The sequence below is a fragment of the Streptomyces sp. NPDC000878 genome (assembly GCF_053599695.1).
Genome location: NZ_JBSFMT010000005.1, coordinates 22,090 through 39,806 on the forward strand (window position 1 = coordinate 22,090; position 17,717 = coordinate 39,806).

19 protein-coding genes are annotated in these 17,717 nt (G+C 66.7%); 11 read left to right on the plus strand and 8 right to left on the minus strand.

Annotated features, from left to right (window positions below):
* Positions 1-9: 9 nt before the first annotated feature.
* The 3 genes from ACWDR4_RS06575 (at position 10) to ACWDR4_RS06585 (ending at position 2,222) form a co-directional block, all read left to right on the plus strand.
* Positions 10-678: an ArsR/SmtB family transcription factor gene (locus ACWDR4_RS06575; protein ID WP_450404713.1), complete on the plus strand. Its 669-nt coding sequence runs from the start codon at positions 10-12 to the stop codon at positions 676-678.
* Positions 675-1,838: a cysteine desulfurase family protein gene (locus ACWDR4_RS06580; protein ID WP_450404714.1), complete on the plus strand. Its 1,164-nt coding sequence runs from the start codon at positions 675-677 to the stop codon at positions 1,836-1,838. Before ACWDR4_RS06575 ends, ACWDR4_RS06580 begins: the two co-directional genes overlap by 4 nt.
* An 81-nt stretch (positions 1,839-1,919) precedes the next feature.
* Complete coding sequence (locus tag ACWDR4_RS06585) at positions 1,920-2,222, plus strand: sulfurtransferase TusA family protein (RefSeq protein ID WP_450404717.1); 303 nt, start codon at positions 1,920-1,922, stop codon at positions 2,220-2,222.
* Between the two features lie 24 nt (positions 2,223-2,246).
* Here ACWDR4_RS06585 and ACWDR4_RS06590 read toward each other — a convergent pair whose 3' ends face one another.
* Positions 2,247-2,687 carry a MarR family winged helix-turn-helix transcriptional regulator gene (locus tag ACWDR4_RS06590; RefSeq protein ID WP_450404718.1) on the minus strand — a complete coding sequence of 147 codons (441 nt, stop codon included), beginning with the start codon at positions 2,685-2,687 and terminating at the stop codon, positions 2,247-2,249.
* 84 nt (positions 2,688-2,771) lie between these two features.
* On the opposite strand from ACWDR4_RS06590, the gene ACWDR4_RS06595 reads away from it, so the two are divergent.
* The 3 genes from ACWDR4_RS06595 to ACWDR4_RS06605 all read left to right on the plus strand — a co-directional run bounded on the left by ACWDR4_RS06595 (position 2,772) and on the right by ACWDR4_RS06605 (position 7,328).
* Positions 2,772-3,446, plus strand: a complete 675-nt coding sequence (locus tag ACWDR4_RS06595) for a class I SAM-dependent methyltransferase (RefSeq protein WP_450404720.1) — start codon at positions 2,772-2,774, stop codon at positions 3,444-3,446.
* Positions 3,447-4,481: 1,035 nt separating this feature from the next.
* Positions 4,482-6,776 carry a hypothetical protein gene (locus ACWDR4_RS06600; protein WP_450404721.1) on the plus strand — a complete coding sequence of 765 codons (2,295 nt, stop codon included), beginning with the start codon at positions 4,482-4,484 and terminating at the stop codon, positions 6,774-6,776.
* Between the two features lie 105 nt (positions 6,777-6,881).
* Positions 6,882-7,328 carry a hypothetical protein gene (locus ACWDR4_RS06605; RefSeq protein WP_450404723.1) on the plus strand — a complete coding sequence of 149 codons (447 nt, stop codon included), beginning with the start codon at positions 6,882-6,884 and terminating at the stop codon, positions 7,326-7,328.
* Positions 7,329-7,549: 221 nt separating this feature from the next.
* Here ACWDR4_RS06605 and ACWDR4_RS06610 read toward each other — a convergent pair whose 3' ends face one another.
* The 3 genes from ACWDR4_RS06610 to ACWDR4_RS06620 form a co-directional block, all read right to left on the minus strand.
* Complete coding sequence (locus tag ACWDR4_RS06610) at positions 7,550-7,960, minus strand: PIN domain-containing protein (RefSeq protein WP_450404726.1); 411 nt, start codon at positions 7,958-7,960, stop codon at positions 7,550-7,552.
* Positions 7,957-8,178: a type II toxin-antitoxin system VapB family antitoxin gene (locus ACWDR4_RS06615; protein ID WP_450404727.1), complete on the minus strand. Its 222-nt coding sequence runs from the start codon at positions 8,176-8,178 to the stop codon at positions 7,957-7,959. Before ACWDR4_RS06615 ends, ACWDR4_RS06610 begins: the two co-directional genes overlap by 4 nt.
* A 405-nt stretch (positions 8,179-8,583) precedes the next feature.
* Positions 8,584-9,468, minus strand: coding sequence for a helix-turn-helix transcriptional regulator (locus ACWDR4_RS06620; protein WP_450404730.1), 885 nt, complete (start codon positions 9,466-9,468; stop codon positions 8,584-8,586).
* Between the two features lie 249 nt (positions 9,469-9,717).
* Here ACWDR4_RS06620 and ACWDR4_RS06625 point away from each other — a divergent pair, with 249 nt between their 5' ends.
* A complete protein-coding gene (locus ACWDR4_RS06625) occupies positions 9,718-11,166 on the plus strand; it encodes an MFS transporter (RefSeq protein WP_450404733.1) in 1,449 nt (482 codons plus the stop codon).
* Positions 11,167-11,456: 290 nt separating this feature from the next.
* On the opposite strand, the gene ACWDR4_RS06630 is transcribed toward ACWDR4_RS06625, so the two are convergent.
* Entirely contained in the window at positions 11,457-12,176 is a 720-nt protein-coding gene (locus ACWDR4_RS06630) for a GntR family transcriptional regulator (protein ID WP_450405155.1), read from the minus strand.
* Here ACWDR4_RS06630 and ACWDR4_RS06635 point away from each other — a divergent pair.
* The 4 genes from ACWDR4_RS06635 (at position 12,090) to ACWDR4_RS06650 (ending at position 13,634) form a co-directional block, all read left to right on the plus strand.
* Positions 12,090-12,281: a hypothetical protein gene (locus ACWDR4_RS06635; RefSeq protein WP_450404734.1), complete on the plus strand. Its 192-nt coding sequence runs from the start codon at positions 12,090-12,092 to the stop codon at positions 12,279-12,281. The two genes, ACWDR4_RS06630 and ACWDR4_RS06635, sit on opposite strands and share 87 nt — an antisense overlap.
* A gap of 81 nt (positions 12,282-12,362) precedes the next feature.
* A complete protein-coding gene (locus ACWDR4_RS06640; RefSeq protein WP_450405156.1) occupies positions 12,363-12,770 on the plus strand; it encodes an NUDIX hydrolase in 408 nt (135 codons plus the stop codon).
* 16 nt (positions 12,771-12,786) lie between these two features.
* Positions 12,787-13,245, plus strand: coding sequence for an ATP-binding protein (locus tag ACWDR4_RS06645; RefSeq protein WP_450404737.1), 459 nt, complete (start codon positions 12,787-12,789; stop codon positions 13,243-13,245).
* Positions 13,239-13,634 carry a hypothetical protein gene (locus tag ACWDR4_RS06650; RefSeq protein ID WP_450404739.1) on the plus strand — a complete coding sequence of 132 codons (396 nt, stop codon included), beginning with the start codon at positions 13,239-13,241 and terminating at the stop codon, positions 13,632-13,634. The genes ACWDR4_RS06645 and ACWDR4_RS06650 overlap by 7 nt, the downstream gene beginning before the upstream one ends.
* Before the next feature lie 375 nt (positions 13,635-14,009).
* On the opposite strand, the gene ACWDR4_RS06655 is transcribed toward ACWDR4_RS06650, so the two are convergent.
* From ACWDR4_RS06655 to ACWDR4_RS06665, 3 genes are all read right to left on the minus strand, one after another.
* The gene (locus ACWDR4_RS06655) at positions 14,010-16,223 is read right to left on the minus strand and encodes a hypothetical protein (RefSeq protein WP_450404740.1); all 2,214 of its coding nucleotides are present in this window, start codon (positions 16,221-16,223) and stop codon (positions 14,010-14,012) included.
* A 723-nt stretch (positions 16,224-16,946) separates the two neighbouring features.
* Positions 16,947-17,390, minus strand: coding sequence for a PIN domain-containing protein (locus ACWDR4_RS06660; RefSeq protein WP_450404743.1), 444 nt, complete (start codon positions 17,388-17,390; stop codon positions 16,947-16,949).
* Entirely contained in the window at positions 17,387-17,653 is a 267-nt protein-coding gene (locus ACWDR4_RS06665; protein WP_450404745.1) for a ribbon-helix-helix domain-containing protein, read from the minus strand. Before ACWDR4_RS06665 ends, ACWDR4_RS06660 begins: the two co-directional genes overlap by 4 nt.
* Positions 17,654-17,717: the final 64 nt, after the last annotated feature.

The following is a 17,717-nucleotide window of genomic DNA, read 5'->3' on the forward strand; positions in this document are numbered from 1 at the left end:
GAGGATGCCATGGGAGACCCCGCGCGCAAGTCGGCGCTGTACGACGCCTTCGCCCACACCGGTAAGGCACTGAGTAGTGGGAAGCGTCTGGAACTGCTCGATCTGCTGGCCCAGGGCGAGCGCACCGTCGACGCCCTCGCCAAGGCCGCCGGACTGAACCTGACCACCGCCTCGGCCCACCTGCAGACCCTCAAACAGGCCGGACTCGTGGCCACCCGCCGCGAGGGCGTACGCATCCACTACCGGCTGGCCGGAGACGACGTCGCCGCCCTGTACGCCCTGCTGCGCCGGGTCGCCCAGAGCCACCAGGCAGGCGTCGAGGCCGCCCGCGCGGCCTACCTCGGGCACGACCACTCGGAGGGAGTCGGGCGCGAGGAGCTGCTGGCCCGCGCGCAGGCCGGCGAGGTCGTCGTCCTGGACGTGCGTCCGGCCGAGGAGTACGCCGCCGGTCACATCCCCGGCGCCATCTCCATCCCGGTCGGGGAACTCGCCGACCGGATCGCCGAGTTGCCCGTCGGCACCGAGGTCGTCGCCTACTGCCGCGGCGAGTACTGCGTCCTGGCCCACGACGCCGTACGGCTGCTCAACGCCCGCGGGCGGCGAGCCGTACGGATGTCCGACGGCATGCTGGAGTGGCGCCTCGCCGACCTGCCGGTGGCCACCGGAGAAGCCGCGTGATCCCCGCGCACCCGGGGCTGCGGGGCGGGCCGATCTATCTGGACTACAACGCCACCACTCCCGTCGACCCCCGGGTGGTCGACACGATGCTGCCTCACCTGGGGCATCACTTCGGCAACCCCTCCAGCGGCCATTCCTACGGCGACCAGCCCCGCCACGCACTCGATCAGGCACGCGCGCAGGTCGCGGCCCTGATCGGGGCCCGGCCCGACGAAATCGTCTTCACCGGCTCCGGCTCCGAGGCCGACAACCTCGCCCTGCGCGGCACCGTGCTGACCGCCAGGACCGACCGCCCGCATGTGATCACCCAGGTCACCGAGCACCCGGCTGTCCTTGAGACCTGCCAGGCCCTGGAACGCCTCCACGGCACCGAGGTGACGTACCTGCCCGTCGACGGCGACGGCCTGGTCGACCCGGTGGCGCTCGCCGCTGCCCTCACCGAGCACACCGTCCTGGTCTCGCTCATGGCTGCGAACAACGAGACCGGCGCCCTCCAGCCCATCGCCGAACTGGCCCGCATCACCCGCGCCCACGGGGCGCTCTTCCACTGCGACGCCGCCCAGGCGGCCGGGAAGATCCCCTTGGACGTACGGGAGTTGGGCGTTGACCTGCTGACGGTCGTCGGCCACAAGATGTACGCGCCGAAGGGCATCGCCGCCCTGTACATCCGCCAGGGCGTCGCCCTCGAACCGCTCGTCTACGGCGGAGGGCAGGAAGGCGGCCTGCGCGCCGGAACGGAGAACGTCGCGCTCGCCGTCGCGCTGGGCACGGCCGCCGAACTCGCCGCCGGAGAACTCGCCGATGGGACACCGGGCCGTATCGCGGCACTCCGGGACGGCCTGCACCGGCGCCTGGCCGGCGCCCTGCCCAGGCGCGTCCACCTCAACGGACCCGACACGGGACGCCTGCCCAACACGCTGAATGTCAGCATCGACGGCACGCTCGGGCACGAACTCCTCGCCGCCTCACCCGGCCTGGCGGCCTCCACCGGCTCGGCCTGCCACAGCGGCACCCACACCCCCTCCCCCGTCCTGACCGCCATGGGCCTCGACGCGGACCGAGCGCTCGGGGCCCTTCGGCTGTCCTTGGGCCGCTGGAGCACGCCCGAGGAGATCGAAACGGCGGCGACCGCGCTGCTCAAGGCGGTTGTCGCGCTGTGAGAACGGGGCCACCGCCCCCTGCGGGAGCAACGAGAAGGGGCCGACGGCCTCACCGTGAGAACGACGACGAGCAGGAGAGGCATGACCGACACCGCCGAAATCACGGTGGACGGCACCGGTCTGCTCTGCGTCACCCTCCTGCTGAAGCTGCGGGCCCGTATCGACGGGGCCGAGCCCGGCTCGGTCGTCCACCTCATCGCCACCGACCCCGCCGCCCCGCTCGACCTGCCCGCCTGGTGCCACATGACCGGCCACACCTACCTCGGGCTCGTCCCCGACCCCGACCGGGATGTGTACGCGCTCCGCCTGACGGGCGGCGCCCTGGATACCCGGCCCGACGCGCCATGGCACCCGGGCGGCCGACAGGAGCAGACCCGGGGCTGAACGCGGCGACGGCATCCGGCACGTTCACCCCATCGCCCGCAACCGCTCGATCACGACCTCCAACCCACCCTGGAACGCCTCCAGTTGCGTGGCGGGCATGTCGCCGAACAGCTCCGCGGCCATGGAGTTGCGGCCACCCCGCAGGGCAGCCGTGACCGTACGACCCTTCGCGGTCAGGGACACCAGGGTCGCGCGCCGATCGGTCGGGTGTGCCTCGCGGGCCACCAGCCCGTCGGCCTGCAGAGCGTCCAGCAGTCCGGTGACATTGCGCGGAGTGACCCCCAGCCGTGCGGCCAGCGCCCGCTGGGTCATCGGCCCGTCGTGCAGCAGGGCCCACAGCAGGCCCGCCCGGGCCGTCGTCAGCCCGCGCTCGGCGACGCCGCGCGCCATCATCGCGCCAAGCACCTCGGCCAGTTCGAAGAGCCGGTCCAGCGAGACACTGGCGGACGCGTCACCCTCGGGCATATCGTGAAGTGACTTCACTATGTAGTACCTCCGCAAAATATCGTAGTCCCGAGGCACTGATGTCGAGCAGGACGGTGACAAGCCATGACCCAACAGATCTCTGCGCCGGCCAGGCGCCATCCGGTCTTCGCCCGCTTCTACGCGAAGGTCGCAGGACCCGCCCTGGACAAGGCCGGCATCACGGAGCACCGCAAGCGCCTGCTGTCCGGCCTGACCGGCGAGGCCGTCGAGATCGGCGCGGGCAACGGGCTGAACTTCGCCCACTACCCGCCGGAAGTGAAGCGGGTGCTGGCCGTCGAACCCGAGCCGCGCCTGCGCGCCCTGGCCGAGCAGAGCGCCCGCACGACATCGGTCCAGGTGGACGTGATCGACGGGATCGCCGAGCAACTGCCGCTCCCAGACGGCTCGTTCGACGCCGCGGTCGTCTGCCTCACCCTGTGCTCGGTGGCCGACCCGCACGCCGCCCTCGCCGAACTCCACCGCGTCCTGCGGCCCGGCGGACAGCTCCGCTTCTTCGAGCACGTACGCGCCGATTCGCCCGCGACGCGGCGTGTGCAGCGCGTCGTGGACGCCACCGTCTGGCCCCTGTTGATGGGAGGCTGCCACACCGGCCGCGACACCCAAGCGGCCATCAGCGCCGCCGGGTTCACACTCACCTCGCTGGAGAAATTCGCCTTCCCCGAGACCCGCGTGCCCTCGCCTGCCGCCACCCACATCCTCGGCACCGCCGAGCGCCCCCGACCGGGCGGCACCTCGTGACCGCCCCTGCAATGGCGCCCTTCCGCCCAGCGCTCGCTTCCAGAGTTCGGCAACTCCTCAGCACCAAGAGGGGCTCCCGGCGACCCCGATCGGACGGCGTGCCCATAGCGTGCCCGTAAGACCGGTCAACCACGGTGCGATCCTGCACCTTCGGGCGCCACGCCCGGCGACATGTGCGCAGGTCAGAAGCCATCCGGCCGCCCAAGCGCCGTAGCTTCCCAAGCTGAGAGTGCGAGTTCGATTCTCGTCACCCGCTCCAACACGAACCCCCAGGTCGATCACCCGGGGGTTGTTTGTTGTCCAGACCGGTGGCCGAGAGGCACCGCGCCAGAAGTCCTTCGCACATTCGGCGCGGCCGTCTGTGCCCAGGAAGACCGGACTTCGCAAGCAGTCGCGTCCCTGAGTGTCGTGCCCGACCGTTTGGGCAAGGCATGTCCGACTTCAAGGCGGCTGCGTGAGCCCGGCACCGCGGCTCCGCGGACTGCCGTCCCCACCGGGAAAACGGGCCACCACTGAGTCACTCACTTACCGGTACGGTGCTCAGCGCCCAGGGATGCCGTGACATCTGCGGATCTCCCCCTCGTACCCCGGAGTGTTGCAGTGGCGCAGTACGCGTCGGCCTCGGACTTCGCGCGCATCGTGCAAGCAGGCGGAGATGTGGTGCTGCACGGTGAGCGCGCGCCGTACGAGCTCAGGATGTGGCCGTCGTCCTCGCAGACGTTGTCGGCCGAGGAGGCGTGCGCTCAGCCCAGCCGGTTGCTCCGAGCCGGGCATGAGATCGTCGATTTCGTCGGCCGGGAGACCGAATTGGACACCCTGCGCTCTTGGCGGGACAGCTGTCGAGGACGCCCGCACGCCGCGTTGCGGCTCATTCATGGGCCAGGGGGGCAGGGCAAGACGCGACTGGCCGCTCAGGCCGCCCGGATATGGCGGCAGGAAGGGTGGAGCGTCTTTCGCGCGGTCCCGCGGCCTTACTCCTCGACTGGTCCCGTACCGGAGATCGCGCCGGTTGGAACCACCTCAGGGGCGCTGATCGTGGTCGACTACGCCCAGGAGTGGGACACCGATGATCTGCTCCGGCTCATCCACGACATGTCCTCCCCCGCAGCAGCACCGGTGCTGATATTGCTGCTGGCGCGGTCAGCAGGTACGTGGTGGCAGATGCTCGAATCTCGTGTCACCAGAAATTTCGACATGGCGCCGGAAGCGCTCCGGCTCGAACCTCTCGTCAGTCGGCCGTCGGACCGAGCGCCCCTCTTCTCCGAGGCCTTCCGTCATTTCGCCGCCGCTCTCGAGGCCCCCGCCGCGCTCCTCCCCCGCCCCCCTTCCGGCCTCCAGGACCACAGCGCCTACGACCAGGCACTGACGTTGCACATGTCCGCCCTCGCCAACGTCCTCGCGGCCGTGCAGGACAGCACCGCGCCCGACGACCCCGACAAGCTCTCGGCCTACCTCCTGGCACGCGAGCGCGACCATTGGGCGCGCCTGCACGAACGTGGCCTGCTCAAGGCCGACCCGAACGCGATGTCCCAGGTCATGTACATCGCGGCACTGACGGGGCCGTCGTCGTACGCGGATGGGACAGCAGCTCTCCGGGCTGCTCCCGTCGAGTCGTGGGAGCATCCGGGAAGGCTCATCAAGGATCACGCGGTGTGCTACGCACCGAGCCGAGCGGACTCCGTGCTCGAACCCCTCTACCCGGACCGGCTCAACGAGGACTTCCTGGCGCTGATGACCCCAGGGCACGACTGCGCGTTCCCGGCGGACCCGTGGAGCGCTCAGGCACTCGGTCTTCTCCTGAAACCAGGCGGCACCCCCTGGACACGTACCGCACTCACCACATTGGCCGAGACGGCCAAGCGATGGCCCCATGTCGCACGCGAACACCTCATCCCCCTGTTACGCGAGCACCCCGGGATCTGTCTGGAAGCGGGAAGCGCCGCGATCGTCGCCCTCACCGAACTGCACGACCTCGACGGCGTGCTGGTACTCGACTTGTACGAGCTTCTCGCACAGCGTCGTCCCGTCGACCTCAATGCCGGCTACGTCGCCCTCCTCACCTGGCTGTCGAACAAGGCGCACCTCTTCCCTGACGACCAACGGGCGCTCGTGAATGCCGCGTTGGGCACAGCACTCGGTGAGAACGGCCGCTATGCGGAAGCTGTCGACCATGGTGCGGCGGCCGTCGCTCTTCTGCGACGGCTCATGGCAGACGGTGCGGAGGACTGCCGCACTCCTCTCGCCGGCGCTCTGTCCAATCTCTCCGAACACCTCTCCTTGACCGGGGCGAGCCAGGCGGCTCTGGATGCCGCACGGGAGGCGGTCTCCCACTATCGGAGCCTCGCTCGCCATACTCCTGGCGAGTTCGAACTCCGGCTGGCCGTCGCACTCAGCAACGTCGGAAACTGTCTGGCCGTACACCTGGACAGAGGGTCGGAAGCACTGGCTCCCGCCGACGAAGCAGTCCGCATCCTGAGGGACCTCGACGAGACCGACCCGAACACCCATACCGAGGCACTCGCCACGGCGCTGGCGACCCTCAGCCGAGCAGCCGCCGCCTGGGGCAACGACACTCTCGCTCTCGATGCTGCGGAGGAGTCCCTCAACCTCCGCAGACGCCTGGCCGAGGCCCACGGAGCCGTTTACTCTCCAGTCCTCGCCAATGCCCTTGACACCTTCGGCAGGGCCCTGTGGAGAACAGGCCGGACGGACGAGGCACTTGCATCCCTGGAGGAATCCGCCGCGATCGCAAGGAAACTCGCCAGGATCGTGCCCGACCGCTTTGAACCCCTGCTGAAAGGCCAACTCCACTACCTCTTCGCGCGCTACCGGGAGTTGCGACATCGCAAGAAGCTGGTACCCATCGCCGAGGAACTGGTCGCGCTGGACCAACGCCGGGTCGACAGAGGCCGTCAGGAATACCGGCCCGCTCTGGCCATCGCGACGTACACCCTCGCAGTCGCACGGGGCGGAGCCGAGCAATGGGACGAGGCATGCTCGACGGCAGACCTTGCGGCCGACCTGATCCGTCCCCGGGCCACCCTCGGTGTCGTGGCTGCGGAGGTCGCACTCGTCCGTTTCCTCTGCGGAGCCGCCCTGATACGCGTGGAAGGACGGAGGAATCCGGGTGGGGTGCCGGACAGGATCAACGAAGCGCTCGCGGTCTATTCAAGGCTCCCCGTCATCCTCCCGGCGTACCTGCGGCGTGAATGCCTCGACGCTTTCGAGGTGTTGGAGGAATCGCTGGAGGCCGCAGGAGACCGTGGCTCGGCACTCGAACTGAGGAGACGACGCATGCGCCGCACTCCGAATGATCAGGTCAACTTGTAAGTGTGACGGTGAATATGAGGGGAGAAGCCATAGAATTTTCCCTGAGCGCACGGGTGTTCAGCCACATGCCTGTCGCAGGGGGGAACGTCGCGACCGGGGGAGCACATGGATCCACAGTTTGTGCAGTTCACGCAGACCGCTGGCACGACCGTGGTCGCGCTGATGGCCACAGAGGCGTGGAGCGCGACGCGCGACCGGGTTGTCACGCTGTGGCGGCGTTTCCGGCCGGCCGACGCCGAGGCCGTCGAGGCCGCTCTCGACGAGACGCGGGAGCAGGTCGTCCTTTCGCGTGAGGGTGAAGGCGAGGCAGAGGACAGGTTGGCCGACGAGTGGCAAGGGCGGATGATGCTTCTGCTGGCGACCGACCCCGCCGCGGCACCCGCCCTGGAGCAGGTTCTGCGTGAGGCTCGTGAGCTCCTTCCTCCCGGTGAGCAGTCGTCCATCGGCTCGGTGCGCATCTCGGCCCACGCGACCGGAAACTCCCACGTCTACCAGGCAGGGCGCGACCTGCACATCACCGACCGGAGAGTCAGCCGCCATACGGGCCCGTGACGTCCGTGTCCGGGCAGGGTGTTCTGTGCCCAGGGCGACCAGCACATCGAGGAACATCACCACCACTGTCCGGCCAAGCCCGCGAATGAGTGGCTGGGCCCGGTGCCGCACTCCGTCCGAGTGCCGCCGACGGCCGAGCTGGGTCACATCGCGCGGGAGAACGCTCGGCCGCCTATTCGGAAGACTTCCCCGTCTACAACCTGTGGAACGGCGCAGGCACCTCAGGCGATGTCGTGGACGTTGTGCTCGCTCAGGTCGGATGCATGACGGGCGATAGCGCGGTAGTCGGCATCGTCATGGAGGACAGCCAGACCGTGATGGGCCGCGGTGGCGGAGATGACGAAGTCCACCGCCGACGCACTGCGATGTTCCCCAGCCTGGGCCATGCGGTGTTGCACCGCGCCGATCCAGCGCCCCGCGTTCTTCGGCACCGACACGTCCGGGTAGAGATCAGTGAACATCTCCGTGATCTCGTCGTACTCGCGTCCGTTCCGGGCGCTGTGGAGGAACTCGGCGCGTTGCACGTAACAGGATGCGATGGCCCCGGCATCGATCGCGTCGTACCAGGCCGATTGCAGCTTTGGATCGCGGAGCAGCCGGACCAGGCCGGATGTGTCGAGCAAGTAGATCACCGGCTGTGCTTCTCCGCCTGGTGCAGGCGCTCGGCGTCCTCGACGGCACCCCACTCACGCGCACGTTCGAAGTGACGGCTGATGCGCGCCGCACGCTCCTGCTGCTCGGCGTAAAAGTGCAGGGCGAGATTGACCGCTTCCTTTTTGGTCCTGACCTTGGACAGAGCCATCGCACGTTCCAGGGCGTCATCGTCGATGTCGATCTGGGTTACAGACATGTGGCGCCTCCCTCGCAATGTTGGTGATGTACATAGAAGAATACGTCACCAACATTCGCGGGTCCAGCTGTGCTCACACATGCCCTGGTCACTGATGGCACCCGTGCCCATAGCGTGCCCGTAAGAGCAGAGAATCACGGTCAACAGCGGTGAAGCTCGACCCGTACAAGCAGCTCACCAAGAAGCCATCTGCACAGGTCAGAGCGGTAGGACCTGTCCAAGCGCCGGGGCTTCCCAAGCTGAGAGTGCGAGTTCGATTCTCGTCACCCGCTCCAGAATTCGCCCCCAGGTCAGCGGCCTGGGGGTTGTTTGTTGTCTCGTGCAGTTCGGGGGTGGCGTGCCCTCCGATCGGGACGGCCCACCGCAGATCTCCTGGACGGCAGCCATGCGCGGCTGGATCTCGTCTCAGCGCCGTACCGCGGTCGGGTCCTCCGCCACCGGAGCCGTCACGCTGCCGAGGAGCCGCAACGCCGCCTCCGACGGTGAGCCGGGCTCGGCCGTGTAAGCGATGAGGCGCTGGCCGGAAGCGCCGGGGATGACGAGGTTCTCGAAACTGAGGTCCATCGCGCCGACCATCGGATGACGCAGATGCTTCACCCCGGAAGTGCAGGTGCGTACCGGGTGCCGGGCCCAGCGGGATGCGAACTCGTCGCAGTTCATGACGAGTTGGCCGATGAGCTCCGCGAGGGCACGGTCGTGGGGGTGACGGCCCGCGACCAAACGCAGGGAGGCCACGCCGAGTTGGGCCTCCTCGTTCCAGTTCGTGAACAACTCCCGGTACTGCTCGTCCAGAAAGAGCATCCGGGTCAGGTTGGGGCGGGTCGCCGGCGTGTCGGGGCTCTCGGGCGCCAGGTGTCCGGCGAGCAGGGCGTGCCCCATCCGGTTCCAGGCGAGGACGTCGTTGTGCCGGTCCAGGACGAGGGCCGGTACGTCGCTCATGGCCGCCAGCAACTGTCGGGCCGAGGCACTCGCATGCGCCACCCGGGGCGGAGCCGGCCGGGACGAAGCGACGGCTGGACGGGCGAGGTCCTTCAGATGGGCCGTCTCGTCGTCGGACAGGCGCAGGGTACGCGCGATCGACTCCAGCACACCGTCGGAGGCGTTCAGGGCACGCCCCTGTTCGAGCCGGGTGTAGTGGGTGATGCTGACGCCCGCGAGCATCGACAGCTCCTCACGGCGGAGGCCGGTGACGCGGCGGCGGTTCGGATGCGGGGTGATGCCGACGTCCTCGGGGCGGAGCGCGGCGCGGCGGGACTTGAGGAAGTCTCCCAACTCGGACCGGGCGTCCATCCATGCCTCCAGGTCGGCGGAGTGCGACAGGCCGTGGCCACTGACTTCCCATGATGCCCGGCTGTCCCGAGGGCCGGGGGCCGTGAGGGTGGTCCTGTGATGACTACCCTCCCGCCGGCTGTTCGGGACAGGGTTCTGGCTGGCGGTCCGGGCAACGACGAGCCTCTTCTCCGTAACCGCGCGTGATGTGACCGAGTGTGCGCGGGTGTCAGGAACCATCAGGGACCTTGAGGAAAGGGACTCGACGTCATGTCTGTCACTGATGCGGAGGCCGCCGGTACCGCGTCCGGCACCGCCGCCGACACGCCATCAACCGTGCTCACACCCAGGCTCCGGCTGGTACTGGTGCTGCTGCTCGCCTCCCAGTTCATGCTGGCCGTGGACTTCTCCATCCTGAACGTGGCACTGCCGGTGATCGGTGAGGGTCTGGGCTTCTCGCTCGGGCACCTGCAGTGGATCGCCACCTCGTTCGCGCTGTGCGCCGCCGGCTTCACCCTCCTCTTCGGCCGGGTCGCGGACCTGTTCGGCCGTCGCCGACTGTTCCTCGGCGGCCTCGTCCTCCTCGGCGCGGCCTCGCTCGTGGGCGGCCTGGCGCAGAGCCCGGAGGTACTGATCGCGGCCCGCGTCTGCCAGGGTCTGGCCACCGCCGCCGTCACCCCGGCCGGGTTGTCGCTCCTGACGACCTCGTTCCCGGAGGGCCCGCTGCGCGAGAAGGCGCTCGGCCTCAACGGGGCGTTGATGTCCGCCGGGTTCACCACCGGAGCCATCCTCGGCGGCCTGCTGACCGACCTGCTGTCGTGGCGCTGGGCGTTCTTCATCAACGTGCCCGTCGCCCTCGCAGTGCTGATCATCGCCCCGACGGTCATCAAGGAGTCCCGGCCCGACAAGCGCCCGAAGCTGGACCTGCCCGGTGCCATCAGCGTCACGCTCGGCCTGCTGGCCATGGTCTTCGGCCTCACCCAGGCCGGTGAAAAGGGCTGGGGCTCGGCGGACGCGCTGCTGCCCCTGGCGGCGGGCGTGGCGCTGCTGCTCGTGTTCTACGCCGTCGAGCGCAAGGTGTCCGCGCCGCTGGTCCCGCTCAGTGTGCTCGGCAGGCGCTCCGTGGCCTGGGGCAACGTCGCCGGTCTGATCGCGTTCCTCACCGAGACCTCGCTGGTCTTCCTGCTGACCCTCTACCTCCAGGAAGTGCTCGGTTTCTCCGCTCTCGCCGCCGGCCTGTCCTTCGGCGTACTGGGCATCGGAACGGTCGTGGGTGGATCCACGGCACCGCGGGTCATCGGGAAGCTCGGCACCAGGCAGACGCTGATCGTGGGCGGCATCCTGCAGACCGTGTTCACCGTGGCCCTGCTCGGCCTCGGCGACGACCGCTCGTGGATGTGGCTGCTACTGGTCGCCACCTTCGCCGGCGGGGTCGGAAACATGCTCGTCATCGTGGGCTTCATGGTCACCGCCACCTCGGGCCTCGCCGACCACGAACAAGGCCTGGCCACCGGCCTCGCCACCATGACCCAGCAGGTCGGCATCACCATGGGTACGCCGATCATGAGCGCCGTCACCACCGCCGCGATGACCGGCAGCGGAGCGTCCGCCATCCTCGGCGGTCTGAAGGTCGCGATCGCGGTGAACGCCGCCCTCGTGCTCCTCGGCACCCTCACCAGCGCCCTTTTCCTGCGCGGCGCCCGGTCGAGCGCGCACTGACGACGGGCGGTACGGGCCCCGGGCGGTGGGGGCTGGGGGCTCGGGGCTGGGGGCTGGTCTACTACCCCCCGGCCTCCGTATGCCTCGACGACCCACGGCGCGAGGAGGTCGGCCGGCCCGGCCCGAACCCGTACGGCTGGCCGATGCGGGCGCACGGCGGCAGTCGGCAGGCGGGGTTCGTGAAGCGCCGGCACGAACCGGTCATGGACCTCGCCCGGCCTTCAGGCTCACGCGGATCACCCTGACACAGTTCGGAGAAGCAGCTCCGCGCACCACCGCCCGCCATGCGTTCACGTCGCCGGTAGCTGGTACGACAGCACGTACGCGTCCGCCGCCATGACGGTGTCGCAGACCTCCACGGCCCGCCCCTCGGTGTCGTACGCGGTACGGATGAGGTGGATCACGGGCACCCCGGAGGCCAGCCGCAGCGTCTTGACCTCAGCCGGCGCGGGCATCCGGGCCCGGATCTCCTCCTCGAGGTGGTCCAGCCGGTGGCCGAGTTCCTCAAGCCGGGCGTAGATGCCGCCGGGCCCGGGGTTGGGCTCGGCGATGGGCGTACCGCGAGCGATGTCGAGCGGGAGGTAGGAGGCGGCGAACTCAACCGGCTTCCCGTCGAGGAGATACCGCCGACGACGAACCAGCACACGCCGTACGGAGCCGAGCCGGGCGGAGACGTCCTGTCCGGCCTTCTCCTCCTTGACCTCAAGACTGTCGACCTGCGCATGACTCCCGGCCGCGTCGGCCTCGACGATGAACGCGGACTTCCCCTGCTCTCTGTGCCGCCGGGCGAACCGGTCGGAGGCAAGCCGCCGCACGGGCGGCCGGGGCCGCACGAACACGCCCTTCCCGTGCTCGGCGTGCACGAGCCCCTCCCCCTGGAGAACGGAAAGGGAGTTTCGGACGGTCATCCGGGAAACCCCGTAGTGCTCGACAAGCTCAGCCTCGGAGGGCAGCTTGGCGCCCTCGGTGAACCGCCCACCGTCGATTGCCTCGCGCAGCTGGTCGGCGATCTGCCGGAAGACCGCACGATCGCTCGTGGGGTCGAGATCACCGAGCAGACACGCGGTACGGGAGTGAACTCACGCGGACTCCTTTTTAGACATCTAGAGGAGTGAGTGGGTGAGTGCTGTTGCTACGGTGATGAGCCTAGCCACCCGGGAGGCCCAAGGAACGTGACCGCCGATCGTCCGCACTCCGTGAGCGTTGCCGGAGTCATCGTCGACGACCAGGGCCGCGCCCTCCTGATCCAGCGCCGCGACAACGGCCAGTGGGAACCCCCCGGCGGCGTCCTCGAACGCGAGGAAACCATCCCCGAGGCCCTGCAACGCGAGGTCCTCGAAGAAACCGGCATCACCATCGCAGTTCCGGCGACCCTCACCGGCGTCTACAAGAACATGACGGCCCTGATCGTCTCGCTGGTCTTCCGCTGCGAGGCCGACAAAGGCACCCCCACCACCGGAACCGAGACCCGCGCACTGCGCTGGGCCACCCGTGAAGAAGTCTCCGAGCTTGCCGACGAGGCATACGCGATCCGCGTCCTGGACGCACTCGACGCCACCTCCCCGCCGGCCGTCCGCGCCCACGACGGCGTGAAACTCGTCTAGCCCGAACCCGCTGCACATGGCGGCCTGCCAGCCCGAAGAAACTTGTACGTACGGGTATACGAGCACGGCGCGGGCCTCGGGACTCACTTGCCCAGGTTTCCCGGAAGGGATCAGCCGAGCCCGCCACTGGACCCGCGACATCCTGCACGGCTCACCCCTGGCCGACGACGCCGAACTGATCGTGAGCGAGCTGAGCACGAACGCGGTCCTCCACACGGCCAGCGGCCTGGAAGCGGGAAGCTTCCATCTGGCGCTCGCGGTCTCGGCACAGGTGATCGCCCTGTCCGTCACCGACGACGGGGGCACGGGCACGGCCCCGAAGGTCGAGCACCGGGACCAGGAGGCGGAGCACGGCCGGGGCCTGGGCATGGTCAGCGCGCTCGCCCACCGGGTCGTAGTCCACGGCAGCCAGGGCGGCTACACGGTCACCGCGGAACTCTTCACCGACACCCGCCCGGGAGGCCACCCATGCTGACCAACTGGCCCCGCCGGGGCTTCTGGTGCGAGTGCTGGACCCAGGACCTCACCGAGACGGAGCCACCCGCACTCCGGGGATCCTTCGACGCCTACTCGCCACCCCAGGCGGACAGGTGGATCGCCGTTGCGTTGCGCACCATCTCACCGGCACTCGACTCCGACGCGTCCGACGAGGCCTGGGCTTGGCTCTACGAGGGACGCATCGAAACCAGGAGTGCCCTGCTGCACGCGAAGCCCTGCACGGTGTCAGTCACCCACGCCGACACACGCATCACCTGGACCGTCCGACCGGCGCTCTTCCTGCCCCTCGCACACCGCCACGGAGTCGAACTCCCAGCCTGCGCACACGACTTCAAAGCCCCCACCAGCCACAGAACCGAGTACTGAGTTACAACTTTCTCTACTGGTTCAAGGCGGCTCGCTCCGCTCCCCGCGCGCGGCCCGGCCCCCGGCCGGGCCTGCACTCCTGTCTCCGCCCCGCTCCAGCCCGGCCGGCGCCCGCGCCACGCGCACAGCAATCAGCCATCTGATGCCAGAGAAGGGAGATGTCGTGGTTGGGGCGGTCGGCACCACGGCTTTACGGAGCCACCTTGACGCGAGCCTCGAAGATCATGGCCCCAACGTCGTGCTTTACCGGGCAGGCCCACAGACTGCCCGACGCACCAGAAGCTTACGGGGCCATGATCACTCGCGCCAAAGCAGCGCCACCCCAAAGCCGCTCCACCGACCTCTCAGCACCCCATCACTGGCTATTCACGTAACTCAGCTATCTTCTTGGCCATTTGCAGAGGAAATACTTTCCAATACTTCCTGTTCAACCAAAGCAACTCCCCCTTCAGCAATCCTCCCCCTGGCCGACTTAAGGCGGTTCACCGTGTCTCGGATCTTTCTGCGAAGTACTCTCCCAGGAAGATTGCCGTGTTCGGTTCGCACCTTCTCAACCACTTGCATTATATGAGGCGAGACGCCTTCCAAGAATGATACGTCCAGCATCACTGGCAGCTCGCTGCGCATATTCTTGGAAATATGCCCACGCATAGGACCGACCTCTAGATACCTAAGCAGGAAGTCCGGACTCATCACCGGCGAGAGCGGCGGCTCCCCAGCGAGCCTACCTCTCAGCAGTTCGTTGACCTTAAAAGCAGTCCCATCCAGAGTGAGCCACCATGAATTGAAACCCAGCGGGGTCTTGTTCTCTTTCTTCCTTCTCTGCACTACGCCTAGATAACATTCAACATCATGGTTGACTAGGATCTGAATCGTCGCAGGAGCGAACTTATTCAGCCTTCGCTCGCGCGCTTCATACCAGATTTCCTGCACCGCTCCACGAAGCTCGATATCTGCCTTGTCGGCCTCATCATTGAGCTCCTGCACTCGGATCCCGTGAACTTCACTCAGATAGTCGGCCACGTCCTCTAGCGGCTGCTCTCCACCACGAAAGTTCTCCAGCCAGCTGCCCAGTGCCGCAGTTTCCTTTCCGCTGGCCGCATGAGCTGCGGCGAGGAAAGGCACGTCCCCGTCCCATAGCTTGCCTTGTCCAGCAACACGCGCATAAGCAAGAGATCGACGCATATGCGAAGCTACCTCCTCAACGATTCCGCTGGTTACGCGCAAGGAGATACTGCATTCACGTGCAGCTTCCAGCAATCGAGTGAAGGATCTATTTTCATCGTCCGCTAGCTCTTCCGCCAGCACAGGAAGAATGAGGTTGGTATCAAGCCAAATCGTGCCCCCACTGAACAGCTTCACTACGGTTTTTTGGACGTCAGGCGTAGCCTGCAAGAGCGAGAAGAGGGTATACGATTCAACACGACCTCGCATATATTCGCGAGTCGCACCCAAAGAGTTGTTAACGATCGAGGAGATCGCGTATGAGACAATTTTTCTAATCTTGTTTACGGGAGCCTTTCCCGTATCACGCATGGCGCGATCGATAAGCGGTTCAAGACTCTCTGATTGATAGTCAGAGATCCGCGAAGCGGTGAGCGCGTCTGCGAACGATTTTCCTCGCTCAAGCAGAATTCTATCCAAAGCTGCCTCAATGAGACCGCACGCCACGGCCATCTCAGCGGTCGAAAAATTCTCGTTCTCGACATTAACCATTTCGGTCACGCGAGATTGCACTTCTTCCCTGAATTTCTGTTGAATTAGGGCGTAAGACGTCATACGGTCTTTGAGGAGCAAGGCTGCGTCGTGCGAAAGGCAGAACTCATCGGACCGTGACCAGTGCCGAACAGCCCCCTTCGTCAAGCGCTTTAGCGCTCCGTCGATAAGATTACCGTAGTCACTTCCACTGGGCAGCATTCTAGCTACGCGTTCATGCACCTCCTCGCGAGTAATTCGATTATCCGAATCGGTATCCCGCAAAGCAGCCCTAGCGAGGGATTCAAATCCCACCTTCGTCAGACCCTTATGTCGATCTTCGTCGCCATAAGCAAGTTCAAGAAACAGAGCCGCTTCTTGCTCCTCAGCGGAGGAAAGCGATGGCAGGGATGAGGTTATCCCAAGCGCTGAGGCAGCTAGTGGGTCGACCTTAATCTTTGCCAGTGATTCAGCTGCCTCCTCTGTCTGAGAATGCAAGTTCACTCGATCAAGGAACCAGGCCCTGTCCCAGACGTCCAGAGATAGCTTGTATTCTTTCCTCAGCCTCCGTTTCACGTCATCGACTTTTGTCCCGACCTCCTGACTCGTTACGTAAATCAGCTCCCTAGCGCTAGGAGCGGTTTTCTTTAGCCTCTCCGCAGTGCGAAGAATCTTTCCCGAGAAGTCGACGGTAACCGAATACTGAAAGATCACCGTGTCGTCATCGACAGGCGAAAAGAGTCGAGCGTCCCTTCCTCCATCCCCCCCTACCGAAGCAACAGTCCGGAGTTCCCCAAACTCCAGAACGGCGAATGCCGAAGCAAGCTGCTCGAAAAGCGCGCCATCATGAGCACTAAGTTGCTTGAGTGCGAGCTCAAAGCGATCGCGATGCATCAGACCCCTCCAGAGGCCGTGTCGGCGCCGATTCAGCGCACCATCCCCATGCAAAGAGTAGTGGCATAGCTACGGGAGCAACACGTAGCCATGCAGGACCGCTCCAGGAACGTCATCGAACACTGCGACCGGGCCGGTCTTAAGTGCCATATCGCACGGGTATTTGATCCGTAGGCCGGGCCTGCCACTGTGTCGAGCGTTCGTTGGCTGGGGCTCAACGGCCCCGCTCAGGGCACTTCAACGAGCCAGGAGAGGCGAGAGTCGTGCCAGTCACGTGCCAGATCCTGCGGGGACTCTCGGGGAACAGCGGGGACCAGAACAAAAGATCATGGGTTCTGAGCGCCGTTCCGCCGCAGGTCAGTGCGGTAGTCGCTCCCCGAAGACCCAAGCTTCCCAAGCTGAGAGTGCGAGTTCGATTCTCGTCACCCGCTCTTCTTGAAGCCCCAGGTCAGTGGCCTGGGGCTTGTTTTGTTGGGGAGCCGTTGCTGCGTTTACGAGTGCCTCTGTACCCCGAGATTGGGCACGCAGAGGGCACGCGCGCCTTGAGGGGCCACCCCAATCGCGTCGCAGCGTGGCGCTGACCTGCATTTTCGCGTAGATGAGCCGGAGGCGAGCCCGCTGTTCCTGGGCGATGGCGGATGCCCCGTCCTGCACCCGTGCTTCGTCGTATGCGGTGCACAAGCCCCTTGCGGGAGCGGGCACTTGACCGCCGAGGGTCCTGCGTCAGAGCGGGAGGTCGTCGGGGAGTACCCGGAACGCCTTGTAGCGGCCCAACGGTCGTACGGCCCGGAAGTCTCGTCGGTCGAGGGTGAGAATCGCATCTGTGTCGTAGTCGGCGGCAAGCGCCACGTTCACCGCATCGGCGAGGTCGAGGTCCAGCGCACGGTAGCGGACTCGGACAGACTGGGCGGCGCCCAAGTGGTCCTCCGTGATCTCCGGTATGACGACACGACCCCGGCTCATCCAGCGCCGCAGGTCGTCAACTGCGCTGAGGGCAGCCTCCCTGCCGAGCTCACGCGTCGCCACGTGATCCAGTTCGGCCAGTAGGAGCGGGGACATGACCAACAGGCCGGCCGCCATGATCGCCTCGTTGGCCGCCACGTGGTCCTGGTGAGTCTCGTCCAGGGCCGCCAGGAGGCCGGAGGTGTCGGCGATGACAATGATCACGCGGCAGTTCCGGAACCTGAGTCGGTCTCACGCCGGACGGCGTCGGCAACTGCGTCACGGACCTCCGACTTGGACGGTGTGCGCCCCCACCCCTCGAAGGTGCGCGAGAACAGGGGCTCGTCCCAGACCCTGTTCGCCATGGCCGCGAGGTGGATGCCCTGGCGGATGATCTCGGCCTCGCTTATGCCCCGGCGCTTGGCAGCCTCCTTGATGATCGCCAGGTCCTCGGGGTCGGCGTATACGTTGGTGCGCTTCATGGACATGTACCAAGAGTAGTCCATGTACCGGATTGATGTATCCGCGCGCTTCCCCCTCTCCCGTTGGCGA